Source organism: Candidatus Phaeomarinobacter ectocarpi (assembly GCF_000689395.1).
GTDB lineage: Bacteria > Pseudomonadota > Alphaproteobacteria > CGMCC-115125 > CGMCC-115125 > Pyruvatibacter > Pyruvatibacter ectocarpi.
Genome location: NZ_HG966617.1, coordinates 2200677 through 2223760, shown reverse-complemented (window position 1 = coordinate 2223760; position 23084 = coordinate 2200677). Strand labels below are relative to the sequence as shown.

20 protein-coding genes are annotated in these 23084 nt (G+C 59.7%); 11 read left to right on the top strand and 9 right to left on the bottom strand.

The features are described from left to right. Positions 1-217: 217 nt before the first annotated feature. Complete coding sequence (msrP, locus tag BN1012_RS10730) at positions 218-1219, top strand: protein-methionine-sulfoxide reductase catalytic subunit MsrP (protein ID WP_043949612.1); 1002 nt, start codon at positions 218-220, stop codon at positions 1217-1219. A 318-nt stretch (positions 1220-1537) separates the two neighbouring features. Beyond that, positions 1538-2821, top strand: a complete 1284-nt coding sequence (locus tag BN1012_RS10725; protein WP_043949611.1) for a multidrug effflux MFS transporter — start codon at positions 1538-1540, stop codon at positions 2819-2821. A 5-nt stretch (positions 2822-2826) separates the two neighbouring features. Here BN1012_RS10725 and BN1012_RS10720 read toward each other — a convergent pair whose 3' ends face one another. Together BN1012_RS10720 and BN1012_RS10715 are read right to left on the bottom strand one after the other, a co-directional pair. Then, a complete protein-coding gene (locus tag BN1012_RS10720; RefSeq protein WP_043949610.1) occupies positions 2827-3252 on the bottom strand; it encodes a GFA family protein in 426 nt (141 codons plus the stop codon). Positions 3253-3676: 424 nt separating this feature from the next. Then, positions 3677-4570, bottom strand: coding sequence for a LysR family transcriptional regulator (locus BN1012_RS10715; RefSeq protein ID WP_043949609.1), 894 nt, complete (start codon positions 4568-4570; stop codon positions 3677-3679). Between the two features lie 214 nt (positions 4571-4784). On the opposite strand from BN1012_RS10715, the gene BN1012_RS10710 reads away from it, so the two are divergent. Then, positions 4785-5462 (top strand): HAD family hydrolase, encoded by a 678-nt coding sequence (locus BN1012_RS10710; protein WP_043950949.1) that lies wholly within the window; start codon positions 4785-4787, stop codon positions 5460-5462. 93 nt (positions 5463-5555) lie between these two features. Further along, complete coding sequence (locus BN1012_RS10705; protein WP_052535098.1) at positions 5556-5954, top strand: limonene-1,2-epoxide hydrolase family protein; 399 nt, start codon at positions 5556-5558, stop codon at positions 5952-5954. Here BN1012_RS10705 and BN1012_RS16940 read toward each other — a convergent pair. The 3 genes from BN1012_RS16940 to BN1012_RS10690 all read right to left on the bottom strand — a co-directional run bounded on the left by BN1012_RS16940 (position 5951) and on the right by BN1012_RS10690 (position 8839). After that, on the bottom strand, positions 5951-6922 hold the full coding sequence (locus BN1012_RS16940) for an MBL fold metallo-hydrolase (protein ID WP_052535096.1): 972 nt from the start codon (positions 6920-6922) through the stop codon (positions 5951-5953). The genes BN1012_RS10705 and BN1012_RS16940 overlap by 4 nt on opposite strands. 126 nt (positions 6923-7048) lie before the next feature. Further along, positions 7049-8029 (bottom strand): thioredoxin-disulfide reductase, encoded by a 981-nt coding sequence (gene trxB, locus BN1012_RS10695; RefSeq protein WP_043949608.1) that lies wholly within the window; start codon positions 8027-8029, stop codon positions 7049-7051. 207 nt (positions 8030-8236) lie between these two features. After that, positions 8237-8839 (bottom strand): peroxiredoxin, encoded by a 603-nt coding sequence (locus BN1012_RS10690; protein WP_043949607.1) that lies wholly within the window; start codon positions 8837-8839, stop codon positions 8237-8239. Positions 8840-9094: 255 nt separating this feature from the next. Between BN1012_RS10690 and BN1012_RS16935 the strand changes: the two genes are divergently transcribed. Further along, complete coding sequence (locus BN1012_RS16935; protein WP_081826337.1) at positions 9095-9679, top strand: TetR/AcrR family transcriptional regulator; 585 nt, start codon at positions 9095-9097, stop codon at positions 9677-9679. 54 nt (positions 9680-9733) lie between these two features. Then, on the top strand, positions 9734-10162 hold the full coding sequence (locus BN1012_RS10680) for a nuclear transport factor 2 family protein (protein WP_043949606.1): 429 nt from the start codon (positions 9734-9736) through the stop codon (positions 10160-10162). Between the two features lie 332 nt (positions 10163-10494). Here BN1012_RS10680 and BN1012_RS10675 read toward each other — a convergent pair whose 3' ends face one another. Continuing rightward, complete coding sequence (locus BN1012_RS10675; protein WP_043950945.1) at positions 10495-11508, bottom strand: mitochondrial fission ELM1 family protein; 1014 nt, start codon at positions 11506-11508, stop codon at positions 10495-10497. Between the two features lie 177 nt (positions 11509-11685). Between BN1012_RS10675 and BN1012_RS10670 the strand changes: the two genes are divergently transcribed. Next, a complete protein-coding gene (locus tag BN1012_RS10670; protein ID WP_043949605.1) occupies positions 11686-12177 on the top strand; it encodes an Lrp/AsnC family transcriptional regulator in 492 nt (163 codons plus the stop codon). 196 nt (positions 12178-12373) lie between these two features. Here BN1012_RS10670 and greA read toward each other — a convergent pair whose 3' ends face one another. Next, positions 12374-12847 carry a transcription elongation factor GreA gene (gene greA / locus BN1012_RS10665; RefSeq protein WP_043949604.1) on the bottom strand — a complete coding sequence of 158 codons (474 nt, stop codon included), beginning with the start codon at positions 12845-12847 and terminating at the stop codon, positions 12374-12376. Between the two features lie 350 nt (positions 12848-13197). Next, positions 13198-16452, bottom strand: coding sequence for a carbamoyl-phosphate synthase large subunit (gene carB / locus BN1012_RS10660; protein WP_043949603.1), 3255 nt, complete (start codon positions 16450-16452; stop codon positions 13198-13200). A 33-nt stretch (positions 16453-16485) separates the two neighbouring features. On the opposite strand from carB, the gene BN1012_RS10655 reads away from it, so the two are divergent. Beyond that, entirely contained in the window at positions 16486-16776 is a 291-nt protein-coding gene (locus BN1012_RS10655) for a hypothetical protein (protein WP_043949602.1), read from the top strand. A 20-nt stretch (positions 16777-16796) separates the two neighbouring features. Here BN1012_RS10655 and carA read toward each other — a convergent pair whose 3' ends face one another. Next, positions 16797-17996, bottom strand: a complete 1200-nt coding sequence (gene carA, locus BN1012_RS10650; RefSeq protein ID WP_043950944.1) for a glutamine-hydrolyzing carbamoyl-phosphate synthase small subunit — start codon at positions 17994-17996, stop codon at positions 16797-16799. 342 nt (positions 17997-18338) lie between these two features. Between carA and BN1012_RS10645 the strand changes: the two genes are divergently transcribed. The 3 genes from BN1012_RS10645 to rpoD all read left to right on the top strand — a co-directional run bounded on the left by BN1012_RS10645 (position 18339) and on the right by rpoD (position 23031). Further along, a complete protein-coding gene (locus BN1012_RS10645) occupies positions 18339-18788 on the top strand; it encodes a GatB/YqeY domain-containing protein (protein ID WP_043949601.1) in 450 nt (149 codons plus the stop codon). 54 nt (positions 18789-18842) lie between these two features. After that, complete coding sequence (gene dnaG, locus BN1012_RS10640; RefSeq protein WP_043949600.1) at positions 18843-20735, top strand: DNA primase; 1893 nt, start codon at positions 18843-18845, stop codon at positions 20733-20735. A gap of 253 nt (positions 20736-20988) precedes the next feature. After that, complete coding sequence (gene rpoD, locus BN1012_RS10635; protein WP_043949599.1) at positions 20989-23031, top strand: RNA polymerase sigma factor RpoD; 2043 nt, start codon at positions 20989-20991, stop codon at positions 23029-23031. The last annotated feature ends 53 nt before the right edge of the window (positions 23032-23084 follow it).

Genomic DNA, 23084 nt, shown 5'->3' with positions numbered 1-23084 from the left:
CGGCACGCGGGCTGAAACCATTACTGGCCTTTACTATAGCGGCAATGCGGCCTTTGCGTGAATGCCCAATAAACCGCGGGTTTTTGGGGGTGTTTGGCGCGTGATCTCATCACGCGAGATAGCAAAGCTCTCTCGCAGGTGTGATTTGCCCTTTTGGTGCTGTGGGCCATCATTACCCCCATCAATAACGTGCCGCTGTGAAAAGGGTTCCGCACCAATGCTCATAAAACGTCCCCGTAAATGGGAACTGTCCGAAAATCTGGTGACGCCGGAAAACGTGTTTCTCAACCGGCGGGCGTTTCTGCGTGGCACCACGGCCAGCATTGCCGGCGCGGCCACACTTGCCGTCGCCGGCTGCGGTGAAGCGGCTGAAAAAACGGAGGCACTGGCAGGCGGTGAAGCGGATCTGACGGCAAAGGCAGCGGAGCTGTTTCCCTATCCCGCCAACACCTCCATCCCCATTGACCGGCCGGTGACGGATGAAGAGGTGTCATCCACCTACAACAACTTTTATGAGTTCGGGTCCCACAAGCGCATCTCACGGGCCGCTGAGGCACTCGTCTCGCGCCCGTGGAAAATTGAAATCACAGGCGAGGTGGAGACGCCCATTACGCTGGATGTGGATCAGCTGATTGCGCAGATGCCGCTTGAAGAGCGCATCTATCGCCACCGTTGCGTTGAAGCGTGGTCCATGACCGTGCCGTGGTCGGGCTTCCCGCTCGCAGCCCTTGTCGATTTTGCCAGGCCCAAGTCATCGGCGCGCTATTTGAAGATGCAGACCTTCATGCAGCCCAGCGTTGCCAGCGGTCAGAAGCAATCCTGGTATCCGTGGCCCTATACCGAAGGTCTCACCATGGCTGAAGCGCGCAATGAGCTGGCCTTCATGGCGACAGGCATTTACGGCAAGCCCCTGGGTGAGCAGTTCGGGGCTCCCATTCGTCTGGCGGTGCCCTGGAAGTATGGCTTCAAGTCCATCAAGTCGATTGTGACGTTTGAGTTCACCGGCAAGAAGCCAACAAGTTTCTGGGAAGAGATTGCGCCCAAGGAATATGGCTTCTGGGCCAATGTGAACCCGGAGGTTCCCCATCCGCGCTGGAGCCAGGCCACTGAAGAAGTGCTGGGCACAGGCCGCCGCGTACCAACCTTGATGTTCAATGGCTACGAAGAACAGGTGGCCGGCCTCTACAAGGGCCTTGAGGGACAGAACCTGTATCGGTGACCCCTCTGTGTTCCGCGCTGGTTGGGTAATCCGGGCCAGTCACACCCTCCCGTCTCTCCGGACTTGATCCGGAGTCCACTCGCCCCTGCAACGCTGCATGGATTGTCCGGTTGAACCGGACAATGGCGTGACTGGTTGGGCAGGGCTAGCTTAGACCCTCCGCCATCCTCCGGCTTGACCGGGGGATCCAGTGTAAGCGGACATCCTTATTGTCATGCGCCACACGTCTGCCATGCAGCATTTTCGGTTTGCCGCGCGGTGCTGAAGGCTTAAAAGTCGGGCCCTGCCTATTCCGGCCACGTCTCAAGGCTGCCATTTATGTCGTCCCCCTCCGCACCCGAACCCGCATCGAGCCCGGCCCTGGCGCTTCCGCGCTGGGAGCTCGTGGCCATGGTGGCTGCGCTGATGGCGCTCAATGCGCTGGCGATCGACGTGTTTATCCCGGCGCTGCAGGACATTGGCGAAGCGCTGAGTGTCGAAGACGAGAACCGCCGCCAATTTGTCATCACAGCCTACATCATGGGTTTCGGCATCGCGCAGCTGTTCTACGGCACCATCTCGGACAGGTTTGGCCGACGCCCGGTCCTGATGTTCGGGTTGGCGGTCTATGTGGGCGCGTCGGCGCTGGCGTCCTACGTCCCGAATTTTGAATCCCTGCTGGCGATCCGTTTCATTCAGGGCATCGGCACGGCGGCAACGCGGGTGATTGCTGTGTCGATTGTGCGAGACACGTTCGGTGGTGCGCGCATGGCGTCTGTCATGTCGCTGGTGATGATGGTGTTCATGGCAGTGCCGCTGATCGCCCCTAACATTGGTCAGCTCATCATACTGTTCGGCGACTGGCAGTCGGTCTTCTGGGTGACCGGTATTCTGGGGGCTGTCATGGCGGTGTGGAGTTACATCCGTCTGCCGGAAACGCTGCATCCTGAGTATCGCTTGCCGCTGACATTCACACGTGTGTCGTCAGCCTTCAGGGTGGTTGTCACGACGCGGGCCTCATTTGGCTACGCGCTCGCCACGGCGCTCACATTTGCCGTGCTCTTTGCCTTCATCAGTCAGGCGGAGCAGCTGTTTACCCAGACATTCGGCCTTGGGGACTATTTCACGCTCGCCTTCAGCGGCACGGTGGTGTTCATGGCAGCGGCCAGCTTCACCAACTCCCGGCTGGTTGAGCGCATGGGCATGCGGCGGCTGTCGCATACAGCGCTCATGTGCTTTGCCGGTCTTATCGCCCTGGCACTCGTCTTCGCTCTTGGCCTGGGCGACGCGTTCCCGTTCTGGCTGTTCAGCTTGATGATTGCGTCGATCTTTGCGTGCTTTGGGTTTATCGGCACCAACTTCAACGCGCTGGCGATGGACCCGCTGGGCCATGTGGCGGGCACGGCATCGTCCGTCCTTGGGTTTTTGCAGACCTTTGTGGGCGGCGTGCTGGGGGCCACCATCGGCTACATGTATGACGGCACGGCGGTGCCTTTGTTTGCGGGTTATCTGATGCTCGCCCTTGGGGCCATTGCCTGCGTCGCCATGGCGGAAGGCGGCAGGCTCTTTGGCGCAGACGATGATCTGGCCATGCCGCCGGCCGCACCGCAGGACGCGGACTAGGTCCTCTAGCCCGGCATTTTTTCAAAGGCCGGGATATCCGGGTCCAGGGTCACCCAATGGGCTTTTTCACTCACATACACGTTTGAAATCGGCGTGAAGGCCTCCGGCTGGTCCAGCGTCGACGCAAACAGGTTCAGCAGCGCCGTGTTGCCCTGGGACTGGGCGTGGATGCGTGTGCCGCAACGGGCGCACAGGGCGGTTGTGACGCCATTGCCACTCTCTGACATGCGCTGGAACTCCACCCGTTCTCCCGTGACGGTGATGGCGTTCGCCGGGACCGAGATGGCCGACACAAAGGGCGCACCGCTGCCTGCCTGACAGGCATGGCAATGGCAGTTGGCACTCCACACAGGGGCGGCTGTGCTGACATAGCGCACGGCGCCGCAGGTGCACCCGCCTTCAATGGGGACATTGAACTCAGCTGTGGGCATGGGGGCCTCCAATCACGTTGCAGGGCGCATCAGCACGGCAAAATGCGGCAACAAAGTGTGGAGACATCGAGAAATATCTGGCTGGGAAAAGAAAAAGGCCGGACCAGCGTTACTCATGCTGGCCCGGCCCTAGTCCTTGGGTAGCAGGCTAATGGGGGGGTGCCTGGCTACCGGCGGATGCAGCCTCAAGGGGAGGAGTGGCTACATGCTGCCTCGAAGCAACGTCTTGGGGAGAGGACGCTTCGAAGGAGTGCAGTTACGTGAACTGCTGATGGCGAAGATTTAGGCTTTTGCTGCACTGCATTCAAGCAAACTGCCTTCAAAGCAACCATGCGCTGAACGCATAGCTAATCGTTCAGTCCTCACGCCAATGCAAATCACTGATTTTGCGGACAAATTCTCGGTAGAGCGAGATCGAACGACCTTAGTAGGTCCATTCCCGGGCTTTTTCGAGCAGGAAATCACGCATGACGGTGATCCGTTTTGTGTCCCGAAGCTCCGCCGGATACACAAAAAACGTGTCGAAATGGGGGACTTCCACGTCCGGCAGCACCCGTACAACGTCCGGGTGGTGGCGGATGATGTAGTCGGGCAGGGCACCGATGCCAAAGCCTGATTCAACGGCCTTGAGCACCCCGTAGATATTGTTTACCCGGAAAAACGGCTCGCGGGCCCGGCCATCTTCAAGGCCTGCTGTCTGCAGCCAGTTCACTTCCTGCAGGGCTGCCGGTGCTGCATCGCCATAAACCACGATGTCGTGGTTATCGATGTCGGCCAGCGTCTTGGGCTCGCCGCCCTTGCGCGCCAGATAATCCTTGGTGGCGTAAAGGTGATAGTGGACACGGAACAGCTTGCGCTGCACCAGGTCCTGCTGCACGGGCGGGTGGAAGCGCACGGCGACGTCCGCCTCACGCATCGCCAGATCAAGCTCACGGTCATCCACGATGAGATGCAGGTTGATCTTGGGGTAGCGGTCGGTGAATTCCTTGAGGCGCGGCACCAGCCAGTTGGCACCAAAGCCCACAGTGGTTGTGAGCTTAAGGTCGCCTGAGGGTTCGCCTTTGGTCTCGCGCAGCCGGCTTTCGGTATCCGCCAGGCGGGTAAAGACTTCGCGGGTGGTGCCATAGAGCACTTCGCCGGTTTCCGTCAGCAGCAGGCCGCGAGCATGGCGATGGAACAGGGTAAGACCCAGCGATTCTTCCAGAGCGGAGATCTGACGGCTGACGGCTGACTGGCTGAGGTTCAGCTGCTCACTTGCATGGGTAAAGCTGCCAGCCTCTGCGGCCGCATGAAATATGCGCAGCTTGTCCCAGTCCATGACGCCCCTAGCTCCCGCCTGCTTGCCGCAGCGTTATTCGCTTTTGGTTCGGCCCTATATCCGACGGGAAGCGATTCGGCGCAAGGGCAATGCCTGCCAAATGTAACAGTCATTTTGCATATCCCACTTGCGGGCCGAATTGCGACGCATGCTGCAATGGTTGGAAAACCGATGTGACTGGCTCTTTGCAGGTGACCCGCCTACATCGCAGGGCATGACACATGACCCTATATCCACGCGACCGGACCTCGTCATATTCGATTGCGACGGCGTTCTGGTGGACAGCGAGACGATTGCCAATGAAGTGCTTGCCATCGCGGTGAGCGAGCTTGGCTGGCCGACAACGACCGCAGACAGCCATCGCCGGTTTCGTGGTCTGTCGTGGCCGTCAACGATCGCCATCATTGAAAGTGAAATCGGAACACGTGTTCCCGAAGAATGGGTGCAGCGGTCCCGCGAGAGAATGCACACATCCATTTATGAGACGGTGACCGCCATTCCCGGTGTCGCGGATGTGGTTGCGCGTGTCGAGGCCGAAAATATTCCGCGATGCGTCGGCTCCTCCAGCCAACCGGATTATCTGGCACATGTGCTGGGGCGTGCGGGGCTTGACCATCACTTTGGAGAGGCCGTCTTCAGCGCAACGATGGTGGCCAAGGGCAAGCCGGCGCCGGACCTGTTCCTGTTTGCAGCGTCTCAGATGGGCCATGCGCCGCACCGGGCAGTTGTGATTGAGGACACAGTGCCTGGCGTGCAGGCAGGGATGGCAGCTGGCATGCGCGTCATCGGCTATGCCGGTGATCCGCATACGGATGGCAATGCCCTTGCGGATGCTGGCGCGGTAGTGGTGCGTGACATGGCCGAAGTGCCGTCTTTGCTGGGTCTTGGCTGATCCTGTAAATCATGACTTTAGAGGTAATTGTATGTGGTCGCAGGCCGGTCTTTGATGCTGAAAGCACTTAGACATCCTAGGGAGACGACAGACATGGCTGACGCACAGCAAACAATCGACTTGGCTCGCAAATTCCTGATGGCAATGGGCGACAAGAAGTTCGAGGAAGGCCTTGGGTATCTCTCAGGAGATTGCGTTTACGAAAACATGCCTCTTGGCATGGACGCCGTAACCGGTCCTGCCGGGGTGCGTGCAGTGCTCGAACCGTTCTTTGGACCTACGCTGAAGAATGAATTCGTGTTTCTGCGCGAAGCCGCCTCCGGTTCAACAGTTTTTATTGAGCGCGTTGATCGACACAAACTTGCAGAAGACCGTTGGGTAGAGCTTCCGGTAACCGGCGTTTTCGAAATCGAGGACGGGAAAATCAAGATCTGGCGCGACTATTTCGATCTGCCCACCATCCTCGCTGCCTGGCCCGAACTGGTCGATTAGGGCAGGTCTCTGGATGCAGACAACGGGCCGGGCAGGTCCGTCAGGATGCTTGTGGTGTCGTTGACGGTAAAAGCCCGCGGCCAGACACCTGTTCCCTGAGCTGTTCCATCTTCAAAGGCTGCCAGCGCTGTCTCCAGATCGCGCAGGGACTGGAGGCCTGTCACAGGCACACCGGACTTGGCATCGCCATGGGCAGCATAGATGTTGATGGTCTCCGGCAGGTCCGCGACCAGCCGCCGTGTGGTGTCCAGATAGGTCCTGAGGCTGGAATTGGGCATGAAGGCATAGATGGCCCCGTCGCCAGAATAGTCGCCCATAAAGAACTGCTTTGCCTGCTTGTCCCATATGGCAACGGAGTCAGGCGTATGGCCGGGGATGGAGAGCAGCGTCACCTGCCGGTTGCCAAGGTCCATATCCGTGTCCGGTTCCCACCAGCCCGCAACCTGCCAGCTGGGGACGTCATACCCTTCCACAAACCCCAGATGTTCATCACTGGTGGGGGTGAAAACACCGTCGGGCACGCGCGCACGTAGATGTGGGAGGTCCGGCATCAGGATCGTGTCGAAGGCGTCGTGATTGCCAACATGGTCATAGTGAAGGTGGCTGGAGATCACGCTTACCGGCTTGTCGGTCAGGGAGGCAACGACCGGCGCAATCTTGCCTGCGGGTGACCCGGTATCAATGAGCAGGGCGCGTTCGCTGCCCACCAGCAGGTAGGAATGGACGTCCTGATGATACAGCGGCTCAGCAATGACGAAGGTGTCGGGGCCGATCTCTTCGACGGTGTAAAATGCGTCTGCCCATAGTTCCCTGTCGCCAAGCACGACATCTGCCCGGTCCAGCAGGGGAGGCTCGCCTTCGAGGCTGACCAGTTGCAGCATGAGCGGTGTGCGGAAGAGATAGGCAACGCCCAGCAGCATCGCCAGGGCCCAAAGGCCGATGAAAATCCTGATGCCTGTCTTGCCCATGTCTTCCCCACATTCTGTTTTTCATCTCTGTCACCGGAGACGACAAACCCCATTGTTGCACCGACGCGAACCAGACGGGCAACAATGGGGTTTTGTGACGCTGTTAAGGGGCGGTTTGGGAGCTTCTTACTCTGCTGCCGCGGCCTTGGTGTTATTGGCTTCGTTTTCAGCGATGTACTTCTCAGCCTCAAGGGCGGCCATGCAGCCCATGCCGGCAGCCGTTACGGCCTGCCGATAGGTCTCATCCGTCACATCACCGGCCGCATAGACGCCGGGAATGTTTGTCGCCGTCGAATCCGGCTCGGTGATGATGTAGCCGGAATCCTTCATGTTCACCTGATCGCGGAAGATTTCGGTGGAGGGCTTGTGGCCGATGGCGATGAAGATGCCGTCCGCTTCCACTTCCTTGGTTTCACCGGACTTGGTGTCCTTGAGGCGAATATGCGTCACGCCCTGGATCTCACCCTTGCCAAGAATTTCGTCCACCTCGTGGTTCCACTCGACGGAGATTTTCTCGTGCTTGAAGAGGCGCTCCTGAAGGATGCGCTCCGCGCGCAGTTCATCACGGCGATGCACCAGCGTGACATGCTCCGCAAAGTTGGTGAGGAACAGGGCTTCTTCCACAGCGGTGTTGCCACCGCCGACCACGACCACCTTCTTGCCGCGATAGAAGAACCCGTCGCAGGTGGCGCAGGCGGACACGCCAAAACCCTGGAACTTGTCTTCTGAGGGCAGGCCAAGCCACTGGGCCTGGGCACCGGTTGCGATGATGACCGAGTCCGCCGTGTAGACGACGCCACCGTCGCCCACCGCACGGAAAGGCCGGGCCTTGAGGTCAACGGACATGATCGTGTCGTCGATCATTTCCGTGCCCACATGCTTGGCCTGAGCTTCCATCTGTTCCATCAGCCAGGGGCCCTGGATCACATCCGCAAAGCCTGGATAGTTTTCCACTTCGGTGGTGATTGTTAGCTGGCCGCCGGGCTGAAGGCCGCGGACCATGACAGGCTCAAGCATGGCGCGGGCGGCATAGATCGCGGCTGTGTAGCCTGCGGGGCCGGCACCAATGATGAGAACTTTTGCGTGTTTTGTCTGTTCGTTGGCCATTTTCTGGGCCTTTCGCGATCTTAGTCGTGGTGTGCGTGTGGTGTCGGCGTCGCTAGGTGTTCCGGGGCGAATCCCCGATTGCCGACATAATAGCCGAATGAGTGCCCTCAACATGGGTCTTGTCGCTCCTAGATCAATTACCCCATCCCATAGAGACGCGGTAGATCACGTAGATATGACAAGACCCGTATTGAGGGCTTTTAGGGCCTAAAGAGCGTCTGCGTGCTTGCCGAGATAGTCAGCAACGCCTGCCGCGGTGTCTTTCATGCCTTCATCGCCCTTCTGCCAGCCGGCAGGGCAGACTTCGCCCACTTCTTCATGGAACTGAAGCGCTTCCACCATGCGAACGGTCTCGTCCGCATTGCGGCCCAACGGCAGGTCATTCACCAGCTGGTGGCGGACGATGCCATCGCGGTCGATCACGAAGGTCCCGCGCAGGGCCACTTCATCCTGATGCAGAATGCCGTATTCACGGGTGATCTGCTTGGACACGTCCGCGACCATGGGGAACTTTACCGGTCCCAGGCCGCCATCCTTGGGCGCCGTGTTGCGCCAGGCGTAGTGGGTGAACTGGCTGTCGATGGAGATGCCGACGACCTTGGTGTTCATGGCCGACAGCTTTTCGACGCGGTTCGAGTAAGCGAGGATTTCGCTGGGGCAGACGAATGTGAAGTCCAGCGGCCAGAAGAACACCACGCCGTAAGAGCCCTTGAGGTGCTCCATCAAATGGAAGTCTTCCTTGATGAAGCCGTCTTCCATGACGGCAGCAGCTGTGAAATCCGGGGCAGTTTTGCCTACGAGGACAGTCATTATGGGTGGCTCCTTAAAAGCAACTTGGAGATCAAAAACCACAGAAGGTGCCGCAGCCGGAGAGGGCGGCCGGGCCATAGGGGTGAATCCCACATCTTCTGTGAGCTGCAAATTAGAATTCTTCTAAGTATTTGCAAGGCATTGATGATGGGCATCTGGTCGCACCAGCTGTGCAGAGTCGCTTGGGTTTTGAAGCACCAAGGCAATGTCAGATTCATTCTTGACTCTTCAGTCAATAATCATCAATCCTAAGGCATGGCAAGACCAAGAGGGTTCAATTCTGACGAGGTGGCAGAGGCATTGATGAATGCCTTCTGGCTGCGTGGCTATGGCCACACGTCGCTTCCCGACCTGGTGTCAGCGACGGGTCTGCTGCGCGGAAGCCTGTATGCGGCCTATGGGGACAAGGAGGGGATGTTTGCTGTCGCCATCGACAGCTATCTCGCTCATCTGCGCGCTGAACTTGCATCTGATGCCAAAGGCATTGAGGGCATCCGCGAGATGCTTGATGCGGTCGTGCGGATCACCGCTGATGACCCTGATCGTCGCGGTTGCCTTCTCATCAATGCCATTCCTGAAACAGGCTTTGTCGGCGCGGCAAACGCTGAGGCCGTCAATGCCGGTCTGCAGGAGATGCACCGGCGCGTTCGCAAGCGGCTGGCAGAAGCTCAGGCCGCCTCGTCGCAAATGCCTGATCTGGACGAGCTGGTCGCCATGGTTTTTGCGTCCGCTGTCTCCATCCGCGTTCTGGGGCGTGCAGGTCAGTCTCGCGTACTGCTGCAGCAGGTTGCTGACGGTGCGGTGACGTCCCTCAGGCAGGCCTTTGACCCCGGCTCCTGACCCCCATTTCCGCCGACCTTTTTGTCTCACTCAACCCGTTCCAGGAGCGTACCAATGACCGTTAGTGACACTGAGAAAGCTCGCCGCAGCGCCCTGCTGAAGCATCACTACGAGGTGGAAAACAACCACGACATTGACGGGATCATGGCCACCTTCTCGCCTCGCGGGGAGATGCACTACAACCGCCAGACATTTGCCGACCCTGACAGCATCAAGGCAGCCCATGGGCTGATTGGGTTGTGGGGCACGGATGGCGCCATAGAAGGCGGACAGAACCACATCGACCATGAGCACTTCACAGATGACGAGGTCATTGTGGAGGGGCGGCTGTGTGGCAAACACGTGCTGGCGTTTCAGGGCATTGAGGCCAGCGGTCGCAACGTGGAGCTGCCGTTCGTTGCCTTCTACAAGTTTGATGAGACGGACAAGCTGGTTTCAGAGCGGGTGGTGATGAACCTGGGATCACTGGTAGCCGTGCCATAACAAGTCCTCCGCCGGTCATCCTGTGGATGACCGGCAGTCCCGGATTCCATAGACGGTGTTGGGTGGCGGTCCTGACCCAATTGAATCGCTTCATGGCGCAATATGGTGGGGCTGTGGATAAGTCGAAACTGCGAGTCATTTGAGTCGCTTATGCCGTGCGATTGCGGTGATGAATCGCGCCCCGCCGCTGGGACAATGGGTCCGCGGCATCTTCTGTGTACTGACCTGTGGATAAGTTGAAATATCAGAGTCCGGAGAGTCAGTTAGCGGATGATATTGATCCGCCTACTGAATCGCCTGCACTGCCTATGCATGGGCCCATGGATTGGGGGCTAGTGTCCGGTCTGAGGTTCTGCAGGAAGCGCAAAACCCCTGTCGCTCATGCGCTGCCTGATTTCCTGCGCGGCGCGAAGTGTTTCGGTGAGCGGGGGGTAGCTCCATGCTTCAAGGGGAGCATGGGTCAGGGAGCGGGCAATGCCACGGGCCTTCAGCACGTCATGGAAATGATCGAACTTCTCGGAGCCGCCGTCGAGCTCGGCCACATAAAGCGGCTTGCCGCTGGCGGCAGCTTCGGCTGCCATGTTCACGCTGTCCTCGGTCACGACGATGGCATCGGCGCACGCATACAGACCCAGAATTGGGCTGTCGCCGGACCCGTCCCACACCCACGCGCCAAGACGTTTGGCATGCGCCTGAATGAGCTCTTCGTTGTCGGGGCCCGTCCGCCGGGACGTGGTGATGGCAAGGCGTGCACCGGACTCGGTTTGCATCTTCTCAAGGCACCGGAACAGCTCGTCGATGCTGCTGCGATTGAGGCGGTAGGCACTGCTGGACCCGCCGATGGCAACGGCCACAAACGGGCGCCCGAGGGCGTCAAACTTTGATGCCCATTTGCCCGACGCCTCGGCCAACCGCCAGGGCAGGGCAAGATTGGGGGAACCGATGATCGACAGGACGTTTTGCGCCGGGGTGACATTGTCGTGGTCCGGCGGCACCACGAGATCGAACAAGGCCGGTGTCACGCGGGGGTCCTGACACTGGACGACAAATGTCCGTCCCTCGGAAACCCGCTTGATATGAATGGCAAGAGGCACGGACTGACGGCCACAGGCGACGACAAGATCAGGCCAGGGGCCATCCAGCATCTGCCGATTTTCAGCTGAGAGCCGTGACGGCACCTTGCCCCATAGGGACCACGCCATTTCAGGAAGCCAGCGCCAGGGTGCCTTGGCGGCAACCCGCAGGGGGACCGGCGCGAAGCCTGCCGCTTCTGCCAGCGCCAGGCATTGGTTCTCCATGCCCCGCGCGCCGCCGCTGATCGCCCATGCGACCGGTTTGTCGACCATGGTGGCCGGGTCCGATTGTGAGGCCGGTGCGGTTGAGCCGCCTGATTCCGTAGGGTCTTGAGACATAATCGTTCGTGTATGCGCAATTTTATTGCGCGGGTCCGGGAGGCTGCGCTATTAGTTCGCTGGCTCTTGCGAGTCGCGACCACCACTCTTCTAGCAGGGACGCACGCTTTCATGCAGCGGGTAAAACTCGACGCGATTGACCGAAAGATACTGGCTGAGCTTCAGGCTGACGGCCGCATGACAAATGTGGAGCTGTCCAACCGGGTCGGCATTTCAGCACCGCCGTGTCTGCGCCGGGTGCGGGCGCTCGAGGAAGCAGGTCTGATTGAGGGCTATCACGCCCAGCTGTCTGAGCGGGATCTGGGTTTTGACGTCACGGTGTTCGCCATGGTGGGGCTACACAGCCAGGCGGAAGCTGATCTGCGGGCCTTCGAAGAGCGTGTCGATGCGTGGCCGCTGGTCCGCGAATGCCACATGCTCAATGGCGAGATCGACTTCATCCTCAAATGCGTCGCGCCGGACTTGGCCAGCTTTCAGAGCTTTCTAACCGAAAGCCTGACGCCGGCTCCCAACGTGGCGCATGTGCGCACATCGCTGACCATCCGCCGCTCCAAATATGACCCCGGTGTGCCGGTTGATCTGATGGAGCCGCTAGAGGCCTAGATTCGGGGCTATTCCTCTTCCGCCACCCAATTCCGTATCCCTCCGGCTTGACCGGAGGGTCCACTCGCATTGGATCGTTGGAAGGTGTGTGCGGCCTAGGGTCCCGAGCTTACATGCCCTCTGCCACAAGTGGCTTCGAGAGTAGGCCCTCCGGTCAAGCCGGAGGGATACGGGTTTTTTGGTGCTGTGCCGCCAACTACTTGAAGCGCACCTTCAGAATCTCGTAGCTCTTGCCGCCGCCCGGTGTCGCCACCTCGACGCTGTCGCCGGCTGTCTTGCCGATGAGGGCGCGGGCGATGGGGGATGAGATTGAAATCTTGCCGTCCTTCACGCTGGCTTCGTTGTCGCCAACGATCTGATAGGTCACTTCATCGTCAGTGTCTTCGTCGACGATTTCGACGAAGGCACCAAAGGTCACGTTCTTGCCGGAGAGTTTGGTGACGTCGATGACGTCAGCACGGGCAAGGGCATCTTCCAGCTCGGCCACGCGGGCTTCGTTGAGGCCCTGCTGCTCTTTGGCGGCGTGATATTCTGCATTTTCAGAGAGATCGCCGTGTTTACGGGCTTCGGAAATCGCCGCGATGATGCGCGGGCGCTCAACGGATTTGAGCTGCTTGAGTTCCGTCTCCATGGCCGCGTGTCCTTCGCTGGTCATGGGTATCTTTTCCATCACGTATTCCACTCACAAAAGAATATGACCCCGCCGCCGATGCGCACCGGCGAATTCCGGGGCATTTGCGTCAAGGTCAGCGCCAGCCTCCGTATCCCTTGGAGACATGCAACGCTTCGCATCAACTGGCGAATTAGACCTTTGGGACCCTGTCCCGCGCTGCGCTGTAACCGGTGCGCGCGCCTGACCGGGAGGTCCCTGAGGCCGAAAAATAAGGACGCCGGGGCTTGGCCCCGGCGAGGGCACGTACTTCAGAATAATTTTTGCGCCGCGTCAATATATTCTGTGAGGGACGGCAAAACCCCTTTGGAGTCCTGACATTATGTCAGGTCGACGGCTTGTCCTGAGGATTATTCGGCAGCCTGCATGTAGCTCTGGAGAGAGGCTACCTGGAGTTCATCGCGCCGCATGGCGGCGATGGCTCGGGTTGCCGCCATGGCGCCTGACAGGGTCGTGTAATAGGGGACCTTGTTCTGCAGGGCGGCCCGACGAAGCGACGCTGAGTCAGACAGGGCCTGGGCGCCTTCGGTCGTGTTGAACACCAACTGCACTTCACCATTGGTAATGGCATCCACGATGTGCGGGCGGCCTTCAAGCACCTTGTTGATGCGGGTCACCGGCACGTTGTTTTCTTCCAGCAGTCGGGCAGTGCCGCTGGTGGCAACGATCTTGAAACCCATCTCGCACAACTGACGCGCAGGCTCGATGATGCGTTCCTTGTCGCCGTCCTTCATGGACACAAAGGCTGTGCCTTCTTCGGGCACTGTGGTGCCGCCACCCAGCTGGCTTTTGGCAAAGGCGACGCCAAAGCTAGTGTCGAGACCCATGACTTCGCCTGTCGAGCGCATTTCCGGCCCCAGAATGGTGTCGACGCCGGGGAAGCGGGCAAACGGGAAGACGGCTTCCTTGACCGCGATGTGGTCGTATTTGCGCTTCTTGAGGCCGAAGCTTGCGAGGCTTTCACCCGCCATGATGCGCGAGGCAATGCCTGCAATCGGCGCGCCCAGCACCTTGGCCACAAACGGCACGGTCCGGCTGGCGCGCGGGTTGACTTCAATGACGTAGATGTCGCCGTCCTTGATGGCGAACTGCACGTTCATCAGCCCGATGACGCCCAAAGCCAGGGCCATGGCGGCGGTCTGCTTTTCAAGCTCGGCGATGATGTCGTCGGAAAGTGAGAAGGGCGGCATGGAGCAGGCACTGTCGCCTGAGTGCACGCCGGCTTCTTCGATGTGTTCAAGAATGCCGGACACGAATACGTCCTTACCGTCGCACAGGGCGTCCACGTCCACTTCCGTGGCATCCCGAAGATAGCTGTCGATGAGGACCGGGCTGTCGCCGGACACAACGACTGCTTCCTTCATATAGCGCTCAAGGTCCGTCACGCCGTGGACGATTTCCATGGCACGGCCGCCCAGTACGTAGGACGGGCGGATGACGACGGGGAAGCCGATATCTTCGGCAATCTTGCGGGCTTCCTCAGCGGAGCGTGCAATGCCGTTGGCAGGCTGGCGCAGCTTCAGGTCATCGAGCAGCGCCTTGAACCGGTCACGGTCCTCGGCCAGGTCAATGGCATCGGGAGGCGTGCCCAGAATGGGGACGTTGGCGTCTTCCAGTGCCTGCGCCAGTTTCAGCGGTGTCTGGCCGCCGAACTGCACGATGACGCCGGCCAGCGTGCCTGCCTGCTGTTCTGTCGTGATTAGCTCCAGCACGTCTTCAGCCGTCAGAGGCTCAAAGTACAAACGGTCAGACGTGTCGTAGTCGGTGGACACGGTCTCCGGGTTGCAGTTGACCATGATCGATTCAAAACCTGCATCCGCCAGCGAGAACGCGGCGTGGCAGCAGCAATAGTCAAACTCGATGCCCTGGCCGATGCGGTTTGGACCGCCACCCAGAATGATCGCTTTCTTTGCAGTGGTGACGCCGGACTCACATTCAGGTGTGCCGTCGGGGCCCGTTACTTCATAGGTGGAGTACATGTAGGGCGTCTTGGCGGCGAACTCTGCCGCGCAGGTGTCAATGCGCTTATAGACCGGGCGAACATCCATGCCGCGGCGTGTTGCTGAAACATCCTTTTCAGGAAGGTCTGCAAGCTGTCCAAGGCGCGCATCAGAGAAACCCTTGCTCTTCAGCATACGGAATGTTTTGGGGTTTTCCGGCAGCCCATGCTCGATGACGCGGGCTTCGGTCTCCACCAGATCGCGGATCTGCTCAAGGAACCAAGGGTCGATCTTGCAGAGATTGTGAATCTCGTCATTGCTGAGGCCGTGGCGCATGGCCTGCGCCACCGTCAGCACACGGTTGGGCGTGGGCTGGCCAAGGGCTGCACGAATGGCGTTCTTGTCATCGCCTTCGCCCAGGCCGGGCACGTCGATTTCCGTCAGGCCGTCAAAGTCTGTTTCCAGCGAGCGCAGCGCCTTCTGGAAGCTTTCCTGGAACGTCCGGCCAATGGCCATGGCTTCGCCCACGGATTTCATGGCGGTGGTCAGGTGCGGCTTGGCGCCCGGGAATTTTTCAAACGCAAAGCGCGGAATTTTTGTAACGACATAGTCGATCGTCGGCTCAAACGAGGCGGGCGTCGCACCCGTAATGTCGTTGTCCAGCTCGTCCAGCGTGTAGCCAACCGCAAGGCGCGCTGCGACCTTGGCAATTGGGAAGCCTGTTGCCTTTGACGCCAGAGCAGACGAGCGCGACACGCGGGGGTTCATCTCGATCACCACGAGACGGCCGTCTTTCGGGTTCACGGCGAACTGCACATTGGAACCGCCGGTCTCAACGCCGATCTCACGCAGACACGCAATCGATGCATTGCGCATGATCTGGAATTCTTTGTCGGTCAGCGTCAGGGCAGGGGCAACGGTGATTGAGTCGCCGGTATGAATGCCCATGGGATCGATGTTCTCGATGGAGCACACGATGATGGCGTTGTCGTCCTTGTCGCGGACCACCTCCATCTCGAACTCTTTCCAGCCGAGCACGGATTCTTCAATGAGGATTTCGGTGACGGGGGACGCGTCCAGCCCGTAGGCCACCATCTTCATGAATTCGTCTTTATTGTAGGCAATGCCGCCGCCGGTGCCGCCCATGGTGAAGGAGGGGCGAATGATCGTCGGCAGGCCCACCTTCTCAAGCCCTGCCATGGCTTCTTCGAGGGTGTTGGCAATGTGCGAGCGCGGGCTTTCAAGGCCGATCTTATCCATCGCCTCGCGGAACAGCTGGCGGTCTTCCGCCTTCTCGATGGCTTTCTGGTTGGCACCGATCAGCTCGATGCCCAGCTCGTCCAGCACGCCCTTGTCAGCAAGGGCCAGCGCACAGTTGAGCGCCGTCTGGCCGCCCATGGTGGGCAGCACCGCGTCAGGCTTTTCAACGCGCAATATCTTCTCGACCACTTCCGGCGTGATCGGCTCGATATAGGTCGCGTCCGCCAGGTCCGGGTCGGTCATGATCGTCGCCGGATTGGAGTTCACCAGAATGATCCGGTAGCCGTCCTCTTTCAGCGCCTTGCATGCCTGAGTGCCCGAGTAATCAAACTCGCAGGCCTGCCCGATGATGATCGGACCAGCGCCGATGATCAGAATGCTCTTGATGTCTGTACGTTTGGGCATGGTTTAACGGGCTTTGCGAACTAGGTTTGATTCATGACCAACGATCACGCCTTGGCGCGGCGACTGCTGGCCGACATGTTTTTGTACTACCGGCTTCGTCCGCACGGTTTTGCGGAAGGCGTCAGTGTGGGCTGCCCGAAGGCCGACTTCGCGAGCGCGCCCCTGCGCCTCGCCATTGTGCTCGACGCTGCGCCGGACGATCCGCGTACGGATGAGCTGATCGATACCGGCTGGCGCGTCCTCGCTCTCTCCGGCGCGCAGATCCGCGATGACCCCGGCTCGATCCGCCAGACCCTGCTGGATACGGCACAGGCCCTTGCCTGATATGTGAGCCGCAGACGTCACTAGCCTTTTGCCTCCGCCATGCGCTCGACGAAGCGCGCGAAGAGGTAGTGGCTGTCTTGTGGACCGGGGGAGGCTTCCGGGTGGTGTTGCACGGAGAAGATGCGGCCGCCGTCGGCTTCAAGGCCTGCATTTGAGCTGTCGAACAGAGATTTGTGGGTTTCGGTCACGCCGTCGGGCAGGGAGCCTGCTTCCACCGCAAAGCCGTGGTTCATGGAGGTGATCTCGACCTTGGAGGTCGTAAAATCCTTCACCGGGTGGTTGGCGCCGTGGTGGCCCTGATGCATCTTCTTGGTCGTGGCGCCTAAAGCGCGACCCAGCAGCTGGTGACCAAGGCAGATGCCGAAGATGGGCTTGCCTGAGTCCACGAGCTTCTTGATTTCCGGCAGGGCGTATTCGCCGGTGGCTGCGGGGTCGCCGGGGCCGTTAGCGAGGAAGATGCCGTCGGGGTTTTGCGCCAGCACGTCTTCTGCGGTGGACGTTGAGGGCATGACGGTGACGGCGCAGCCCTGATCCGCCAGCAGACGAAGGATGTTGCGCTTGGCGCCGAAGTCCAGCGCCACGACTTTGTATTTGGCCTTGGCGAGGCGGCCATAGCCGTCGCCCCAGCTCCAGCTGGTTTCGTCCCACTGATAAGGCTCGGCAGTTGTAACGTCCCTGGCGAGTTCCATGCCTTCAAGGCCGGGGAAGGCTTTGGCCTGTGTAGTCAACGCCTCAATGTCGAACACACCGTCTTCCGCGTAAGCGATGACGCCGTTGGGCATGCCGTTTTCGCGGATGAGGTTGGTCAGCGCTCGGGTATCAAGACCGGAGATGCCGATGATGCCCTGGGTCTTGAGCCATGCGTCCAGATGCTGTGAGGAGCGGTAGTTGGACGGGTCGGTGATGTCCGCCTTGAGGATGCAGCCCACGACACCGGCCTTGGCCTGCAGGTTGGAGGTTTCAATGTCCTCGTCATTGGTGCCCACATTGCCGATGTGCGGGAACGTGAAGGTGATGATCTGGCCCGCATAGGACGGGTCCGTCAGCACTTCCTGATAGCCGGTCATTGCGGTGTTGAAGCAGACTTCGCCCGCAGCAGCGCCGGTGGCGCCGACGCCGTAGCCTTCAAAGACGGTGCCGTCTGCGAGCACAAGGCGGGCTGTGGTGGGTTTGTCTTCGGTTTCCCAAGAGGGAGTGGAGCCTGATCCGACTCCCCCCATCCCGGATACGGGCGGGCGGGCGTCAGAATTGGGCTCGGCCATTTGAAGGCTCCCTTGGGGACTTTTGGGCGCACACAAAGGGGTATGCGCGAGGGTGATAACAGAGTTTTGCGCGTGGGGGCTTGTAAAAGCGGCAAGCATGCGCAAATTGGCGCGGAAATTAGCGGGAGGCCTCTCCCGCGTCAACCTGTGATTTGCCCTGATTTTTTATTTAAAATCAAAGGCTTACAGGGGGTTGCGGCGTGGTGCCGCGAAAGAAGTGTCATTTGCCTTCTTGCCTCTGCATGCACACATGATGTGAGTCTCAACTGTGAGTCTCAGGTTCAACCGGAAGACACTGATATGCGTGACACGTTCAAAGCGGCCCTCAAGGACGCGCTCAAGGCTGGTGACAAGCGACGTCTGGCGACGCTGCGCCTGATCACGGCTGCCATCAAGGATCGGGACATCAATGCCCGGTCAGAGGGCAAGGACCCGGTCAGCGACGGTGAAATCCTTCAGATCCTCGCCAAGATGATCAAGCAGCGCCGCGAATCAGCCACCACCTATGAGGAGGCGGGCCGTCTCGAGCTTGCGACTCAGGAACGCGAAGAAATCGAAATTATTGAAGGCTTCCTGCCCCAGCAACTGGGCGAGGACGAAGTGGAAGCCGCCTGCAAGGAAGTGATTGCCGAGCTTGGTGCCGATGGCCTCAAGGACATGGGCAAATGCATGGGCGTGCTCAAAGACAAATATGCCGGCCAAATGGACTTTGCTCAGGCCAGCAAGTCCGTGAAGGATCTGCTGAGCTAGCATCCGCATCGGGTCCTTATGGACTCATGCGCGCCTCGGTCGCATCATTCCCCCATGAAGTTTTCTGACCAGTTGCTGGACGACATCCGCGCGCGCATTCGCGTGTCGGAGGTGGTTGGGCGCAAGGTCGGTCTGAAACGCAAGGGGCGCGAGTTTGCCGGTCTGTCTCCGTTCAATCAGGAGAAGACGCCGAGTTTCTTTGTGAACGATGAAAAGCAGTTCTATCACTGCTTTTCTTCCGGCAAACATGGCGACATCTTCAAATGGATGATGGAGATGGAAGGCCTGTCCTTTCCCGAAGCCGTTGAGCGGCTGGCGGACGAGGCGGGGGTCGAGCTTCCCAAGGCAACACCTCAGGACATGGAGCGCGAAAAGAAGCGCGCCGGGCTCATTGACGTCATGGAAATGGCGGATGCGTTTTTTCGCGATCAGTTCAAAGGCGGACGGGCAAAAGAAGCGCGCGCCTATATTGAGCGACGCGGGCTCACACCCAAGACCATTGCCGAGTTTGGCATTGGCTATGCGCCCGGTGACCGGCAGGCTCTGCGAGGGCATCTGTCTGCGCGCAACATCACGGATGCGCAGATGGCCGAAGCAGGCCTCATCATCCATGGGGAAGACATTCGCGAGCCGTATGATCGCTTCCGTGACCGCATCATGTTTCCCATTGGCGATGCGCGTGGTCGCACCATTGCCTTTGGCGGGCGGGCGCTCTCTGCTGATGTGCCGGCAAAATATCTGAATAGTCCGGACACGCCGCTTTTTCACAAAGGCAGCATTGTCTACAACTTCGCCCGCGCCCGTAAGCCTGCCTTTGATGCGCAGGCCGTGCTGGTGGCGGAGGGGTACATGGATGTCATCGCGCTGGCGCAGGCCGGGCTTGCGCATGCCGTTGCGCCGCTCGGCACTGCATTGACGGAAGACCAGATTGGTCTGCTGTGGCGGTTGGCGCCTGAACCCGTGCTGTGCTTCGACGGTGACCGGGCAGGACAGGCAGCAGCCTATCGCGCTGCCGAGCGTGCCTTGCCGGTGCTCAAGGCGGGGCACTCGGTCCGCTTTGCGTTTCTGCCTGACGGCAAGGACCCGGACGATCTCATCAAGACAGCAGGGCCGGATGCCATGCGCGATGTAATTGCGCAGGCGCAGCCGCTTTACAAAGTGCTGTGGGAAAAGGAAGTCACCGACCGGCGCATCGACACGCCCGAGCAACGTGCCGAGTTTCAAAAGTCCATTCGGGCGATGCCGCGTGTCATCCGCGACGAGGCCGTGCGCGAGCATTATGCGCAGACCTTCGAGCAGCAGTTGCAAACCTTCTTTGGCGGCCAGCAGGGCAACCTACGGTCCCGTGACGGGCGCAGCGGCTCTTCCGGCGGGCGACGCCAGGGCCAGGGCGGCGGATTTGGGGGCAGCCGTGGTGGATTCAATCGTGCGGCGCTTGGCGCCACACCGTCACTTATGCGCAGTTCTCTGGGGCGCGGTGGCGCCCCTGTCACCAGCCGCGCGCATGAGTTGCTGGTCCTGACCGTGCTCAACCATCCCTGGCTTGTGGCGGACCATGCGGAGGCTCTGGCGGGGGTCAGCATTTCAGACCCGTCGCTTGACAGTTTGCTTAATGAAATCATAGATGTATCGACGCAAGGGGACCATCTTGACAGGACGGCGCTGCACACCCACTTGGAATCTCATGGATTGAGCCACGTGGCGCATCGGCTTTTGTCTGATCAAGCCTTGAAAACAGTCGCTTTTTCGAGCGGTGAAGCGGACCCGGCAGTTGCCGAGGAGGGCTTTGACGCTACGTTGAAAGAGTGCGCGGCAGGCGGTTTTGAAGCTGATCTGCAACGCGCACAGGCTGATTTCGAGTTGGATCCGAGCGAGGAAAACTGGTCCCGGCTTGAGCAGATCAAGCGGATGATGCTTGAGCAGGACCTGAAGGATACCGCCAGTTAACTGGCACGAAATTCAAGCGCGGGCAGCGCAGGTACCGGTTGCAGGAAGCGAATAGCTCCAACCGGCACGCGGATTGCTCGCGATTTGTCTGTCAGGCGCTTGGCTTTGCGCGCTGACACCGTGAAATCAGGCGCTTTACCCGGCAATCTTTGGCGATTGCAGGGCGCAAGGCGTCGAACGCAACACAATTTACCTGACGCGGCGGCATGGCGATGCCCCGTTTTAGGACGCATATACGGAGTGGCACGACCACATGGCGAGTAAAGCGGCAGCAGCAGAAGCAGAAACCGAGACACCGGCAGACGGAGCAGACGGACCGCTCCTCGACATGTCGGACGCAGCCGTTAAGAAGATGATCAAGGCCGCCAAGTCGCGCGGCTTTGTCACCTATGACGAGCTCAACAAAGTGATGCCGTCCGAGGAAGTCTCCTCCGAACAGATCGAAGACACCCTGTCGATGCTCTCTGAAATGGGCATCACGGTGGTCGAGAACGAAGAAACCGAAGACGGCGACGAAGCCGAGGATGGCGACAAGCCCGCCACCGGCAGCGCTGTTGAAGCAGCGCCCAAGAAAAGCTCCGCTGTCACAACAGGTGGCCGTACCGGCTCCACCCTTGAGCGTACGGACGATCCGGTCCGGATGTATCTGCGTGAAATGGGCTCGGTAGAGCTGCTGTCGCGCGAAGGCGAAATCGCCATTGCCAAGCGCATCGAGGCTGGCCGCGAGACAATGATCGCGGGCCTGTGCGAAAGCCCGCTGACTTTCCAGGCCATCATCATGTGGCGTGAGGAACTGAACGAAGGCAAGGTTCTGCTGCGCGACATCATTGATCTTGATGCGACCTTTGCGGGTCCTGACGCCAAGAAGACCGTGCCTCCCGGATCGCCCGGCATTCCCGGTGATCCGTCTGCGCCCGGCGCCCCTGCGGTCAATGACAACAAGGACGACGCCCGCAAGCCGGACGAAAACGGCAATGCCACCGTCGCGCCGGATGATGATGACGAAGAAGATGAAGACGAGGGCGCCAATCTGTCCCTCGCGGCCATGGAAGCCGAGCTTCGTCCGCAGGTCATGGAAATTTTTGACGGCATCGCCAGCGACTACAAGAAGCTGCGCCGTCTGCAGGACCAGTTGGTTGAGGCCCGCCTCAACAGCGACGACCTGTCCACCAGCCAGCAGAAGCGTCTGAAGAAGCTCACCGCTGACATCGTGGAGCAGGTGAAGAACCTGCAGCTCAACAATGCGCGTATTGAAGCGCTGGTCGAGCAGCTCTACGCCATCAACAAGCGTCTGGTCAGCCTTGAAGGCGGCCTGATGCGTCTGGCTGAAAGCCACGGCGTGCCGCGTGCTGAGTTCCTCAAGCAGTATTTCGAAAACGAGCTTGATCCCAACTGGGCGCGCCGTGTGGGCCGTCTAAAGGGCAAGGGCTGGAAAGACTTCGTCGGCGAAGAGCGCGACAGCGTCAAAGAAATCCGCACGGAAATTCAGGGACTGGCGCAGGAAACTGGTGTGGAAATCACCGAGTTCCGCCGCATCGTCAACACCGTGCAGAAGGGCGAGCGCGAAGCCGCGATCGCCAAGAAGGAAATGGTCGAGGCCAATCTGCGTCTCGTGATTTCCATCGCCAAGAAATACACCAACCGTGGGCTGCAGTTCCTCGACCTCATTCAGGAAGGCAATATCGGCCTGATGAAGGCGGTGGATAAGTTTGAATATCGCCGCGGGTACAAGTTCTCGACCTATGCCACCTGGTGGATCCGTCAGGCCATCACGCGCTCGATTGCTGACCAGGCCCGCACGATCCGTATTCCGGTGCACATGATCGAGACGATCAACAAGCTGGTACGCACGTCCCGCCAGATGCTGCACGAAATCGGCCGCGAGCCGACGCCGGAAGAGCTGGCCGAGAAGCTCTCCATGCCGCTTGAAAAAGTGCGCAAGGTTCTGAAGATCGCCAAAGAGCCGATCTCGCTTGAAACACCGATCGGTGACGAAGAAGACAGCCATCTGGGTGACTTCATCGAGGACAAGAACGCTGTCCTGCCGATTGATGCAGCGATCCAGTCCAACCTGCGTGAGACCACGACACGGGTTCTCGCCTCGCTCACGCCGCGCGAAGAACGCGTCCTGCGGATGCGCTTTGGCATCGGCATGAACACGGACCACACGCTTGAAGAAGTGGGCCAGCAGTTCTCAGTCACCCGCGAACGTATCCGCCAGATCGAAGCGAAAGCGCTGCGCAAGCTCAAGCACCCGAGCCGGTCCCGCAAGCTGCGGTCGTTCCTCGACAATTAGGCTGCTGCCGATTTTAAAAATGAAAAGCCCCGCGCAAGTCATTGCGCGGGGCT